A 12,271-nucleotide genomic window follows, 5' to 3' on the forward strand; every position below is an offset into this window, starting at 1 on the left:
TCGCCTGTCTGCGCCACCTCGCGCTGAACCTGCTGCGCAGCAATGGCGAGCGCAACATCGCCCAGGCGCTTTGGCGCAATGCCCTCTCGCTTGACCGCCTGCTCGGCTATGCGGGGGTGCTTCAGCAGTGAACAGCCCTGCATCAAAAATACGGAGCAGTAATCCATAAAACTCCGTGAGATATTCATTCACCCTTTGCGCGCACCCCCCTGTCTGCGCGCCCGCGAACAAGGGCCAGGCAAGAAAAAACGCCCCGTAGGGCGTTGCAGCGGAAAATCCGGTTCACCGGTATTCACAGATGCTCAGGCGGCCTTGCGCATCCGGCGGCGGCTCATCAGACCCAGCGCGCCAAGGCCGGCCATCATCATGGCGTAGCCTTCGGGTTCCGGGACCGGCGTCACGGCCGACACGGACACGTTGTCCAGACTCAGCGTGGAGTAGAACTGCGGCGGGGTGACCATGCTGCCGAAGTAGATCTTGTAGGAGTCCCCCCCCACCAGCGCAACCGGGCCGCCCGTGGCCGAGGTCCAGCCCGCCGAAGGAGTCAGGTAGGTCGGAGCGACCACTTCCGGCGACCAGCTGCTGCCGGTCAGGCCCCACAGGCCGCTGCCCTGGAAATCGAAGCCAATGTTGTACTGGCCCGACGTAGCCACACTGAACGAGGTGTACAGGATGTCGCCTGAAGCGATCTGGGCGAACTGGTTACCACCGTTGTCGACCAGTTTGGTCACGCCCGAGCCGCCGCTGTAGAAACCCCAGTTCAGGTCCGAAAAAGACAGCGACGTCACCGTCGAGAAAGAACCCGTCGAGATATCGGGCGAATCGAACGTGCCATTGGTCACCAGATTGGCATGGGCACCCGTGGCGGCCAGCAGAAGGCCAGCGGCGATAGCGGTCAAAGTCTTGCGCATTAAATGCTCCCGGTATGAGGTGAAAGAAGCGGCCCTGCTGAATTCGCCCCTCAGACAAGTGACCTGTCTTCTCGCGTCCAGCATTTCCACCTGCTCAGATTACCGCGGCCCCTTCAGATACAGGTTGGACAAATGCCGCAAACCCCCTGAACACGGGTGATTTTTTCAGAAATGGCGCCGGATACCCGTCGTATTCCACGAATCACGGTGCAACACTGGCATTACAACGGGACCATTGCTCATGCCACAAAAAACACAATCCCGGACTTCAGGGGCATGACTGCATTTCCCAAAAAAAAGCACCGAAAACCGGTGCTTTTGACACCACGGTTCCGCCGGTTCTGCAAGGAACCGGCGGAACCGCGAAGGCAGGTCGATCAGCGTGCGCGGCGACGGCGAGCCATCAGGCCCAGCGCGCCCAGGCCGGCGAGCATCATCGCGTAGGACTCGGGTTCCGGCACAGCCGACACGGACATGGCATCCACCGAGAAACCCGAGCCGAAGCCGGACAGGTACAGGTGGTAGGAATTGCTGCCGATGATGGGGCCGGTGTTGAAGGAGTACTGCACCTGGTGCCAGCCGGCGCCATAGTTGACCGGGTTGACGTTGGAGACAGCCACCGGCGAGGTGAACAGGTTCGCGGCCACATCGTCCGAATCGAACAGGCGCGAGCGGCCTTCGCCCGACGCCCAGAAACTCACGGTGTAGGTGCCAACCGTGTCCACCGAAAAGCTCTGGACCAGACGGTCGCCGTCGTTCAGGAAGGCGAAGCGCTGACCCGTGTAGGCGCCAACCGGGCCTTGCGCGGTGGTCATCGTGCCTTCCGACGACCAGGCGCCGGCCGAACCGATCAGAGCGCCAGCGGCATAGGATTCGAACGACACGTCGTCGAGACCGACCACGGCAGCTTGGGCGGTACTGCCGAGGGTCAGGGCCAAGGTGACGGCGAGAGAAATTTTAGAGACTTGCATGTTTTCCCCAATGGTATGAAGTGTGATTCCCAGACTGCCCCCTCATTCGGGCAGTCCGGTACCGAAAGGTTACCCCGCATTTGTTCATTTTTTCCACTACTGCGCCCATCAACCCCTTGAACAAGGGATCAAGTCCCATGCACCCCATTTGGCCGAGACCGGGCCGCCGCGGGCCCCTGATCGCCGCGACACTGGCCCTCCTGCTGGCCGGATGTGCCGGTACGCCAGACAAGCAAAGCGGCCGCATCCCGCATGCCGAATTGCTGCAGGTGCCCGACGCCCGACCCCGTGTCGAGCCGCTGCGTGCTGGCGGTCCGAACAAGCCCTACGCCGTGCTTGGCCGCAGCTACACACCGATCACCACCGACGCCGAGGTCCGCGAATCGGGTCTCGCCTCGTGGTACGGCGGCAAGTTCCACGGCCTGCCGACCGCCAGCGGCGAGCGCTACGACATGTACGCGATGACAGCCGCACACCCGACCATGCCCATCCCGAGCTATGCGCGGGTGCGCAACCCCGCCAATGGCCGCGAGGTGATCGTGCGCATCAACGACCGCGGCCCGTTCTCGCCTGGCCGCGTCATCGACCTGTCACTGGCCGCGGCGGTCCGCCTGGGGGTGTCGCATGCGGTTTCGCCCGTCGAGGTGGAGCGCCTGACACACGCTGCCATCCGCAGCGGCGACTGGCAGCGGTGACCGCCCGGTCGCCGTGGTCAGCCCACCACGATCGGTTCCGGCTCCAGCCGGATGCCGAAACGGCCGTACACGCTCTCCTGGATCGCCCGGGCCAGCGTGATCACCTCGGCGCCGCGGGCCTCGCCACGGTTGACGAGCACGAGCGCCTGCTTTTCGTAGACCGCCGCGCCGCCCACCGACTTGCCCTTCCAGCCGCAGGCATCGATCAGCCAGCCGGCAGCGAGCTTGAAGCTGCCGTCGTCCATCGGGTAGTGCACGACATGCGGGTCGCGGGCGATGATGTCGCGGCACTGCTCGGGCGTGACCACCGGGTTCTTGAAGAAGCTGCCCGCGTTGCCGATCACCGCCGGATCGGGCAGCTTGGCACGGCGGATGGCACAGACCCAGTCGAAGATCTGGCGTGCGTCCGGCTGCACGGTGCCGGTTTCTTCCATCTTGCGCTGCAGGTCGAGGTACCCCAGCACCGGCTGCCACGGCCGCGGCAACCGTAGGCGCACCCGGGTGATGACACTCTTGCCCGCCAGTTCATGCTTGAACACGCTGTCGCGGTAGCCGAAGCGGCACAGGCGCCGGTCCAGCGTGAAGCCGCGGCCAGTCACCAGGTCGATCCCGTCAAGCGATTCGAGTCGATCGGCCAGCTCCAACCCGTAGGCACCGATGTTCTGCACCGGTGCGGCGCCCACCGTGCCGGGGATCAGGGCGAGGTTCTCCAACCCGCCCAGCCCCTGCTCGATCGTCCAGGCCACCAACCGGTGCCAGGATTCGCCGGCACCGGCTTCGACAATGACCGCATCCGCCCGTTCCTCGACGACGCGCAGGCCCATGATCTCGATCTTGAGCACACATGCCGTCACGTCCCGGGCCAGCACGATGTTGCTGCCGCCCCCGAGAATGAACTTGGGCGCGCGACCGAATTCGGGGTGGTCCACGACGCGGCGCACGTCGGCATCCTCCTCGATGTGGACCAGGGTCTGGGCGGTGGCGGGCAGGCCGAAGGTGTTCCAGGCCCGCAAATTGACGGCAGTTTCGATGCGCATGGCAGAATTTTCGCCCAAACCCCCAAGAACCTCGAATTCACCGAAAGAACACCATGCCCAGCTTCGACACCGTGCTTGAACCCGAACTGACGGAAGTTCGCAACGCCCTCGACCAGGCCAACAAGGAAATCGGCACCCGTTTCGACTTCAAGGGCAGCGATGCGCGCGTCGAGCACAAGGACAAGGAACTGACCCTTTACGCCGACAGCGACTTCCAGTTGCAGCAAGTCACCGATGTGCTGCTGGGCAAGATGGCCAAGCGCGGCGTGGACGTGCGCTTCCTCGACCTCACGGCCAAGCCCGAGAAGATGAGCCACGACAAGCTCAAGCAGAAGGTCATCGTCAAGGCCGGCATCGAGGGCGACCTGGGCAAGAAGATCCAGAAGGCGCTCAAGGAAAGCAAGCTCAAGGTCCAGGGCAGCATCCAGGGCGACACGGTGCGCGTGACCGGCACCAAGCGCGACGACCTGCAGGCCGCGATGGCCCTGCTGCGCAAGGAGATCACCGAGGCGCCACTGAGCTTCAACAACTTCCGTGACTGAACACAGGCGCCAGGCACCCGCCCCCTGCCTCGGCCTCAGAGGCTGATGTAGGGGCGGTCCGGTGTGCGGATCGGCGCCGTGGCCACCGGACGCGGCCGGGCCGGCATCGGCGTGACGGGGGTGTAGTCGTCGCGCACGTCGAGCACGCCGTCCTTCAGGTGCTTGCGCACCACGTTCGCCATGAGGTCGCTTTCGCTGAAGCCGAGTTCGTCGACGGCCAGGAAGCGCGACGAATACTCGCCGAGTTCACCGTCCGTGTTGCGGATCTTCCAGCCCGCGTGGCGGTAGCGCTGCGCCACCATCTTGTTGATCGCCAGCGCGCTGATGGGCATCGACATGCCCGAGGACATCAGCGCCAGCGCGATGGAGCCCAGTACCGGCAACGTCAGCGTGTGGCGCCACAGGCGCGCGTGCGCCAGAACGGCCGCACCGGCCCACCAGGTCCACGGCACGCTCTCGCCGCTGAGCATCGCCCAGACTTGGACAGCCGTGGCCGCCGCGCCCACCAGGAACAGCAGCGGGTCGGGGCCGACACGTACATCGACACGCCGGTAGAAATGGGGATTCACAAAGGTGATGGACTTTTTCATGCGACGGACCTTGGCTGCAACAGGCCGCCGCTTCAACTTGAACCCGGCGCCCCACGGCACTCCTTCGGCAGTGTCCTGGCGGACTTGAGCCGAGCCGAGCCGCTCTGTCACTGCTGGGACAAGCCCTCTGCGGACCCCGTGCTAAAAAACCGGGCAGAACACCGCCAGGAGACACGCGCCATGGACCTGAATTTCACCGACGATGAGTTGGCTTTTCGCACCGAAGTGCGCAACTGGGTGGCGACCAGTCTTCCCGCAGACATCTCGACCAAGGTCCACGCCGCCCTGCGCCTGACCCGCGACGACCTGCAGCGCTGGGCGAAGACTCTCGGCGCCAAGGGCTGGCTGGGCTGGGGCTGGCCGACGCAGTTTGGCGGGCCGGGCTGGAACGCGGTGCAGCGCCACCTGTTCGAAGAGGAATGTGCCCTGGCCGGCGCGCCGCGGGTCATCCCGTTCGGGCCGGTGATGGTCGCGCCCGTCATCATGGCCTTCGGCAACGCGGCCCAGCAGGCGCGTTTCCTGCCCGGCATCGCCAGCGGCGACGTGTGGTGGAGCCAGGGCTACTCGGAACCCGGCTCCGGCTCCGACCTCGCCAGCGTCAAGACCCGCGCCGAGCGCGTCGGCGACCACTACGTCGTCAACGGCCAGAAGACCTGGACCACGCTCGGCCAGTACGGCGACTGGATCTTCTGCCTCGTGCGCACCAGCACCACTGGCAAGCCGCAGACCGGCATCAGCTTCCTGCTGATCGACATGAAGTCCCCCGGCGTCACCGTGCGGCCCATCATCACGCTCGACGGCGAGCACGAGGTCAACGAGGTCTGGTTCGACAACGTGGAAGTCCCGGCCGACCAGCTCATCGGCGAGGAAAACCAGGGCTGGACCTATGCCAAGTACCTGCTCGCCCACGAGCGCACCAACATCGCCGACGTGAACCGCGCCAAGCGCGAGCTGGAGCGCCTGAAGCGCATCGCCAAGGCCGAGGGGCTGTGGGACGGCGACCCGCGGTTCCGCGACCAGATCGCGCTGCTGGAGGTGGACATCGTGGCGCTGGAGATGATGGTGCTGCGGGTGCTGTCGGCTGAGCGTGGGGGCAAGAAATCGCTGGACATCGCCGGCCTGCTGAAGATCCGCGGCAGCGAGATCCAGCAGCGCTACACCGAGCTGATGATGCTGGCGGGCGGCCCGTACAGCCTGCCGTTCATCCACGAGGCGATGGACGCGGGCTGGCAAGGGGATCAGGCGCTCGGCGGGCTGTGGCCGGGCGGCGCGGCCCACTGTGCGCCGCTGACTTCGACCTATTTCAACTACCGCAAGACGACGATCTACGGCGGCAGCAACGAAGTGCAGCGCAACATCGTCGCGCAGACGCTGTTCGGCTGACCCCCGGCCCGGACCAGGAGACACACATGGACTTCGATTTCAGCGACGACCAGGAACAACTGCGGGACGCGGTGCGGCGGTGGGTGAACAAGGGCCACGGCTTCGAGCAGCACCGCGCCATCGTGAAGGCGGGCGGGGACAGCCGCGAGGTGTGGCAGGCGCTGGCCGACCTCGGGCTGACCGGGCTGGCGGTGCCGGAGGCGCACGGCGGGATGGGCTGGGGCGCCACCGAGGCAATGATCGTGATGGAGGAACTCGGCCGCGGGCTGGTACTCGCGCCCTACGCTGCCGCCGCGCTGGTGGCGCCGACCCTGCTGTCTGCAGCGCCCGAAGCGGTGCAGGCCGCGTGGCTGCCCAAGATCGCATCGGGCGAGGCGCGGGTCGTGCTCGCGCAGCAGGAGCGGGCTTCGCGCTACCGGCTCGACCGCGTCGCCACAACCGCCACGCAGGCCGGCGACGGCTGGACGCTCAGCGGCGTGAAAAGCCTCGTGCCAGTGGGTGACACCGCCGACGCCTACATCGTCAGCGCCAGAGCGGGCGAAACGCTGGGCCTCTGGCTGGTCGAACATGCCGCTGCCGGCGTGACCAGCCGCGGCTACCTGACGCAGGACGGTGGCCGGGCCGCGGAGGTGAATTTCGACACGGCAGCCGCCACGCTCGTCACCGACACCGACGCGCTGGCCGTGCTCGAACACGCGGCCGATGTCGGCACCGCGGCGCTGTGCGCGGAAGCGGTCGGCGCGATGGAGTTCCTCGTGAAGCTCACCGCCGACTACATGAACACGCGCAAGCAGTTCGGCGTGGCCATCGCCAGCTTCCAGGCGCTGCGCCACCGGCTGGCGGACTGCAAGATGCAGCTCGAACTCGGCCGCTCGATGAGCTATCTCGCCACGCTGCGGCTGGGCGACGCGCCAGACGTGCGCCGCCGCGCCGTGTCGCAGGCCAAGGTGCAGCTTGGCCAGTCGACGCGCTTCGTCGGGCAGCAGTGCGTGCAACTGCATGGCGGCATCGGCGTGACGGACGAGTACGTCGGCAGCCACTACTTCAAGCGGCTGACCTGCATGGAACTGCAGTGGGGCGACACGCTGCACCACCTCGGCGAGGTCAGCGCACGCATGCAGGACACGGCGGGCGTGTTCGCCTGACGACAGCCCGCCACGCGCCGGAACGGGGCCGTCCTACACTGGCGGCCTCATGTCGAAGAAATCCTCCAAGAAATCCGCCGCCGCCCGCGACATCACGCTGTCGCACGCGCTGTTCACGCAAGGCTTCGGCACCCGCCGCGACTGTGACGGGCTGGTGCTCAACGGGCTGGTGTCGATCGCCGGCCGTGTCACCGACGATCCCGATGAAGCCGTCTCGCCCGAGGGGCTGGTGCTCAACGTCGAGGGCCGTGACTGGCCGTGGCGCGAGTTCGCCGTGGTGATGCTGAACAAGCCGACCGGCTACGAGTGTTCGCAGAAGCCCAAGCACTGGCCGAGCGTGATGACGCTGCTGCCGCCGCCACTGCGCTGGCGCAGCGGCGGCGATGTGCAGCCCGTCGGTCGGCTCGACCAGGACACGACCGGCGTGCTGCTGCTGACCGACGACGGCGCGCTGATCCACAAGCTGACGCACCCGAAAAAGCACGTCGACAAGGTCTACGAGATCACCTGCGCCCGCCCGGTGACGGACGAGCAGGTGCAGCAGTTGCGCGCCGGGGTGGTGCTCAACGACGATCCGGTGCCGGTGCGCTCCGAGGAATGCGAGGCGACGGGCGAGTGCACGCTGCGCATGATGCTGACCGAGGGCAAGTACCACCAAGTCAAGCGCATGGTGGCCGCCGTCGGCAACCACGTCGAGTCGCTGCACCGCCGCTCGTTCGGGCGCATCACGGTTCCCGACGGACTGGCGCCGGGGCAGTGGTGCTGGATCGACCCCCAGGACATCTGAGTTCCGGCCACGACACGACATGCGAATTTTCCGTGGCATCCACCACCCCGATCTGGCGCCCGCCTGCGCCCTGACGATCGGCAATTTCGACGGCGTGCACCGCGGCCACCAGGCCATGCTCGCTCTGCTGATCAACGAGGCGCGACACCGCGGCCTGCCGAGCTGCGTGATGACGTTCGAGCCGCATCCCCGCGACTTCTTTGCCCTGAAGGCCGGCACGCCCGAGAAGGCGCCGGCACGCATCGCCACGCTGCGCGACAAGCTGCAGGAGCTGGAACGCTGTGGCGTCGATCAGGTGGTGCTGATGCGCTTCGACGGGCGGCTGGCCGGCCAGTCGCCGCAAGCCTTCATCGACGACGTGCTGGTCGGTGGACTGGGCGCACGCTACGTGCTGGTCGGCGACGACTTCCGCTTCGGCGCCAAGCGGGCGGGCGACTACGCGATGCTCGACGCGGCGGGCGACGTGGCCGGCTTCGACGTGGCGCGGATGATGAGCTACGAGGTCCACGGGCTGCGCGTGTCGAGTTCCGCCACCCGCGAGGCGCTGGCGCGGGGCGACATGGCGCGCACCGCCGAGCTGCTCGGCCGGCCCTACAGCATCAGCGGCCATGTGACGCATGGGCGCAAGCTCGGGCGCGGTCTGGGCGCTTCGACCGAGGGCGGCGACGATGGTTTCCGCACGCTGAACCTGCGCTTTCCCTTCAGTCGCTCGGCGGCGGCGGGGATCTACATCGTGCGCGTCCACGGGCTGACCGATCAGGCGATCGACGGGGTGGCGAGCCTGGGCGTGCGGCCGACCATCGAGGACGCCGGGCGCATCCTGCTGGAGACGCACTGCCTCGACTGGCCGGCCGAGCTGGGGCGCGAAGGGGGCTACGGTAAACTCGTGCGCGTGGAACTACTGCACAAACTGCGAGACGAGGCCCGCTACGACGGACTCGACGCCCTCACCGCCGCGATCCGCCAGGACGTGGTGAACGCGCGTGCGTGGTTCGACACCCACGCCGCCGACCGTCGCCAGACCACGCGCGACCGAATTTGAACGCCGCGTTCGCCGGCGTTCTTCCTTCTTCTCCCGTCCTATTTCTTCAGGAACGCGCCCTGCCCGGCGCGTCGTGGCCATGACCGATTCGACCTCTCCCGCGTCCCCCACCGACTACCGCGCGACGCTCAACCTCGCCGACACCCCGTTCCCCATGCGCGGCGACCTGCCCAAGCGCGAAGGCGGCTGGGTCAAGGACTGGAACGACAGCGCCGAGGGCAGCAGCCTCTACCAGCGCCTGCGCGCCGCCCGCCAGGGGCAACCGCTGTTCGTGCTGCACGACGGCCCGCCCTACGCCAACGGCAAGCTCCACATCGGCCACGCGCTGAACAAGGTGCTCAAGGACATGATCGTCAAGTCGCGCCAGCTCGGCGGCTTCGACGCGCAGTACATCCCCGGCTGGGACTGCCACGGCCTGCCGATCGAGAACGCGATCGAGAAGCTGCACGGCCGCAAGCTCAGCCGCGACGACATGCAGGCCAAGAGCCGCGCCTTTGCCACCGAGCAGATCAACCAGCAGCGCGAGGACTTCAAGCGCCTGGGCGTGCTCGGCGACTGGGAGCGGCCGTACCGGACGATGGACTTCGCGAATGAAGCGGGCGAGCTGCGGGCGTTCAAGCGCGTGATCGAGCGCGGCTTCGTCTACCGGGGGCTGAAGCCGGTGTACTGGTGCTTCGACTGCGGCTCCTCGCTGGCCGAGTTCGAGATCGAGTACGCGGACAAAAAGAGCGACACGCTGGACGTGGCCTTCGAGACCAACGATGGCGCCGCGCTGGCCGCCGCGTTCGGCCTCGCCGCGCTGCCCGAGGCGAAGAAAGCGTTTGCGGTGATCTGGACCACCACTGCGTGGACCGTCCCCGCCAACCAGGCGCTCAACGCGCACCCGGAACTCGTCTACGCGCTGGTGGACACGCCGCGGGGTGTGTTGATGCTGGCCGAGTCGCTGGTCGAGAAGTGCCTGGAACGCTACAAGCTCGACGGCACAGTGATCGCCACGGCGACCGGCGAGAACCTGCGCGGTCTGAACTTCCGCCACCCGCTGCACGACGTGGACGCCGGCTACCAGCGCCTGTCGCCGCTCTACCTCGCCGACTACGTGACGGCCGGCGACGGCACCGGCATCGTCCACTCGGCCCCGGCCTACGGCGTGGACGACTTCAACTCCTGCATCGCGCACGGCCTGAAGTACGACGAGATCCTGAACCCCGTGCAGGGCAACGGCCAGTACGCCGAAGACCTGGCCCTGTTCGGCAGCCTGAACATCTGGAAGGCGTGCCCCGTCATCATCGACACGCTGCGCCAGCACGAGCGCCTGATGGCCACGCAAGCCATCACCCACAGCTACCCGCACTGCTGGCGCCACAAGACGCCGGTGATCTACCGTGCGGCGGCGCAGTGGTTCGTGCGCATGGACGAGGGCGTCGGCGTGTTCACCAAGGACAAGGCGCCGAAGACGCTGCGCCAGCTCGCGCTCGACGCCATCGACCAGACCCAGTTCTACCCGGAGAACGGCCGCACCCGCCTGCGCGACATGATCGCCAACCGGCCGGACTGGTGCATCTCGCGGCAGCGGTCGTGGGGCGTGCCGGTGCCGTTCTTCCTGCACAAGGACTCGGGCGAGCTGCACCCGCGCACGATGGAGATCGTCGATCAGGCGGCGGACATCGTGGAGCGCGGCGGCATCGAGGCGTGGAGCCGCGTGACGGTAGAAGAGATCCTCGGCGCCGAGGACGCACCGCACTACACCAAGAGCACCGACATCCTCGAAGTCTGGTTCGACTCCGGCTCGACCTTCCAGCACGTCCTGCGCGGCAGCCACGCGCACGCCTACCCCGGCCCGTGTTTCCACACCGAAGGCCCGGAAGCGGATCTGTACCTCGAAGGCCATGACCAGCACCGCGGCTGGTTCCACTCGTCGCTGCTGCTGGGCTGCGCGCTGTACGACCGCGCGCCGTACCGCGGCCTGCTGACCCACGGCTTCGCCACGGACGGCAAGGGCCTGAAGATGAGCAAGAGCCTGGGCAACACGGTCGAGCCGCAGACGGTGAGCAACAAGCTCGGCGCCGAGATCGTGCGGCTGTGGGTGGCCTCGACCGACTACTCGGGCGACCTGAACATCGACGACAAGATCCTCGCCCGCGTGGTCGATGCGTACCGCCGCATCCGCAACACGGTGCGCTTCCTGCTGGCGAACACGAGCGACTTCGATCCGGCGGTGGATCTGGTGGCGGACGCCGATCTGCTGGAAATCGACCGCTACGCGCTGGCCCGCGCCGCGCAGTTGCAGGCGGAGATCCTGGCGCACTATCAGGTGTACGAGTTCCACCCGGTGGTGTCGAAGCTGCAGGTCTACTGCTCGGAAGACCTGGGCGCGTTCTACCTCGACGTGCTGAAGGACCGGCTCTACACGACCGCGCCGAAGTCGCTGGCCCGCCGCTCGGCGCAGACCGCGCTGTGGCGCATCACGAACGCGATGCTGCGCTGGATGGCGCCGTTCCTGAGCTTCACGGCCGAAGAGGCGTGGGGGCATTTCGCGGGTGGCGCGTCACAGGGGTCGATCTTCTTCGAGACCTACGCCGACCTGGGCACGGCCGACGAGGCGCTGCTGGCGAAGTGGGCGCAGGTGCGGGCGGTGCGCGAGGCGGTGAACAAGGAGATCGAGAACGTGCGCAGCGGGGGCGCGGTCGGGTCGTCGCTGCAGGCCACTGTTCAGATCACGGCGCCGCAGGGGGAATTCGATGTGCTGGCGTCGCTGGGGGATGACCTGAAGTTCGTGCTGATCACGTCAGAGGCGAGTCTGGCCGTCGGCGAGGAGCGGCAGATCACGGTGTCGGCGAGTTCGGCGGTGAAATGCGAGCGGTGCTGGCATTACCGGGGGGATGTGGGGGTGAATCCTGAGCATCCGACGATTTGTGGAAGGTGTGACAGCAACTTGCATGGAACTGGCGAGAACCGGCTGGTCGCGTAAGAACTCAGTCTTTGATCAGATTGATTGGGCGCCGATGGCGCCCGTTTTTTTGTCACACGGAACGGCTTTGTTGCACAACCCACCCAGCCGGCCGGTGGTCGAGCGGTGAGGTAGGCTGACGGGATGAGCAAGCCGGCGAAGAAGAAGTACACGACGAAGAACTGGTCGCCCTACACGAAGGCGCTGAGAGCCAGGGGGTC

11 protein-coding genes are annotated in these 12,271 nt (G+C 66.8%); 7 read left to right on the top strand and 4 right to left on the bottom strand.

Going from position 1 to position 12,271, the window contains the following annotated elements; genetic code table 11:
- Positions 1–302: 302 nt before the first annotated feature.
- Positions 303–911, bottom strand: a complete 609-nt coding sequence (locus RMP06_RS17130; RefSeq protein WP_310463007.1) for a PEP-CTERM sorting domain-containing protein — start codon at positions 909–911, stop codon at positions 303–305.
- A 377-nt stretch (positions 912–1,288) separates the two neighbouring features.
- On the bottom strand, positions 1,289–1,882 hold the full coding sequence (locus RMP06_RS17135) for an FxDxF family PEP-CTERM protein (protein WP_310463008.1): 594 nt from the start codon (positions 1,880–1,882) through the stop codon (positions 1,289–1,291).
- A gap of 137 nt (positions 1,883–2,019) precedes the next feature.
- On the opposite strand from RMP06_RS17135, the gene RMP06_RS17140 reads away from it, so the two are divergent.
- On the top strand, positions 2,020–2,577 hold the full coding sequence (locus RMP06_RS17140) for a septal ring lytic transglycosylase RlpA family protein (protein ID WP_409050192.1): 558 nt from the start codon (positions 2,020–2,022) through the stop codon (positions 2,575–2,577).
- A 17-nt stretch (positions 2,578–2,594) separates the two neighbouring features.
- On the opposite strand, the gene murB is transcribed toward RMP06_RS17140, so the two are convergent.
- On the bottom strand, positions 2,595–3,614 hold the full coding sequence (gene murB / locus RMP06_RS17145; RefSeq protein ID WP_310463009.1) for a UDP-N-acetylmuramate dehydrogenase: 1,020 nt from the start codon (positions 3,612–3,614) through the stop codon (positions 2,595–2,597).
- 53 nt (positions 3,615–3,667) lie between these two features.
- Here murB and RMP06_RS17150 point away from each other — a divergent pair, with 53 nt between their 5' ends.
- Positions 3,668–4,156 carry a YajQ family cyclic di-GMP-binding protein gene (locus tag RMP06_RS17150; RefSeq protein ID WP_310463010.1) on the top strand — a complete coding sequence of 163 codons (489 nt, stop codon included), beginning with the start codon at positions 3,668–3,670 and terminating at the stop codon, positions 4,154–4,156.
- 35 nt (positions 4,157–4,191) lie between these two features.
- Here RMP06_RS17150 and RMP06_RS17155 read toward each other — a convergent pair whose 3' ends face one another.
- Positions 4,192–4,746, bottom strand: coding sequence for a hypothetical protein (locus RMP06_RS17155; RefSeq protein ID WP_310463011.1), 555 nt, complete (start codon positions 4,744–4,746; stop codon positions 4,192–4,194).
- 180 nt (positions 4,747–4,926) lie between these two features.
- Here RMP06_RS17155 and RMP06_RS17160 point away from each other — a divergent pair, with 180 nt between their 5' ends.
- The 5 genes from RMP06_RS17160 to ileS all read left to right on the top strand — a co-directional run bounded on the left by RMP06_RS17160 (position 4,927) and on the right by ileS (position 12,071).
- The gene (locus tag RMP06_RS17160) at positions 4,927–6,129 is read left to right on the top strand and encodes an acyl-CoA dehydrogenase family protein (RefSeq protein ID WP_310463012.1); all 1,203 of its coding nucleotides are present in this window, start codon (positions 4,927–4,929) and stop codon (positions 6,127–6,129) included.
- Between the two features lie 26 nt (positions 6,130–6,155).
- A complete protein-coding gene (locus RMP06_RS17165) occupies positions 6,156–7,274 on the top strand; it encodes an acyl-CoA dehydrogenase family protein (RefSeq protein WP_310463013.1) in 1,119 nt (372 codons plus the stop codon).
- Positions 7,275–7,323: 49 nt separating this feature from the next.
- Complete coding sequence (locus tag RMP06_RS17170) at positions 7,324–8,061, top strand: 16S rRNA pseudouridine(516) synthase (protein ID WP_310463014.1); 738 nt, start codon at positions 7,324–7,326, stop codon at positions 8,059–8,061.
- Between the two features lie 19 nt (positions 8,062–8,080).
- A complete protein-coding gene (locus RMP06_RS17175) occupies positions 8,081–9,103 on the top strand; it encodes a bifunctional riboflavin kinase/FAD synthetase (protein ID WP_310463015.1) in 1,023 nt (340 codons plus the stop codon).
- Positions 9,104–9,182: 79 nt separating this feature from the next.
- Positions 9,183–12,071 carry an isoleucine--tRNA ligase gene (gene ileS, locus RMP06_RS17180; RefSeq protein ID WP_310463016.1) on the top strand — a complete coding sequence of 963 codons (2,889 nt, stop codon included), beginning with the start codon at positions 9,183–9,185 and terminating at the stop codon, positions 12,069–12,071.
- Positions 12,072–12,271: the final 200 nt, after the last annotated feature.

The organism is Sphaerotilus sp. (genome assembly GCF_031429695.1).
Taxonomy (GTDB): domain Bacteria; phylum Pseudomonadota; class Gammaproteobacteria; order Burkholderiales; family Burkholderiaceae_C; genus Sphaerotilus.

What these genes read in the sequence shown, in the direction of transcription:
- RMP06_RS17130 (WP_310463007.1), bottom strand. Translation starts at nt 911, where the DNA reads ATGCGCAAGACTTTGACCGCTATCGCCGCTGGCCTTCTGCTGGCCGCC.
- RMP06_RS17135 (WP_310463008.1), bottom strand. Translation starts at nt 1,882, where the DNA reads ATGCAAGTCTCTAAAATTTCTCTCGCCGTCACCTTGGCCCTGACCCTC.
- RMP06_RS17140 (WP_409050192.1), top strand. Translation starts at nt 2,020, where the DNA reads ATGCACCCCATTTGGCCGAGACCGGGCCGCCGCGGGCCCCTGATCGCC.
- murB (WP_310463009.1), bottom strand. Translation starts at nt 3,614, where the DNA reads ATGCGCATCGAAACTGCCGTCAATTTGCGGGCCTGGAACACCTTCGGC.
- RMP06_RS17150 (WP_310463010.1), top strand. Translation starts at nt 3,668, where the DNA reads ATGCCCAGCTTCGACACCGTGCTTGAACCCGAACTGACGGAAGTTCGC.
- RMP06_RS17155 (WP_310463011.1), bottom strand. Translation starts at nt 4,746, where the DNA reads ATGAAAAAGTCCATCACCTTTGTGAATCCCCATTTCTACCGGCGTGTC.
- RMP06_RS17160 (WP_310463012.1), top strand. Translation starts at nt 4,927, where the DNA reads ATGGACCTGAATTTCACCGACGATGAGTTGGCTTTTCGCACCGAAGTG.
- RMP06_RS17165 (WP_310463013.1), top strand. Translation starts at nt 6,156, where the DNA reads ATGGACTTCGATTTCAGCGACGACCAGGAACAACTGCGGGACGCGGTG.
- RMP06_RS17170 (WP_310463014.1), top strand. Translation starts at nt 7,324, where the DNA reads ATGTCGAAGAAATCCTCCAAGAAATCCGCCGCCGCCCGCGACATCACG.
- RMP06_RS17175 (WP_310463015.1), top strand. Translation starts at nt 8,081, where the DNA reads ATGCGAATTTTCCGTGGCATCCACCACCCCGATCTGGCGCCCGCCTGC.
- ileS (WP_310463016.1), top strand. Translation starts at nt 9,183, where the DNA reads ATGACCGATTCGACCTCTCCCGCGTCCCCCACCGACTACCGCGCGACG.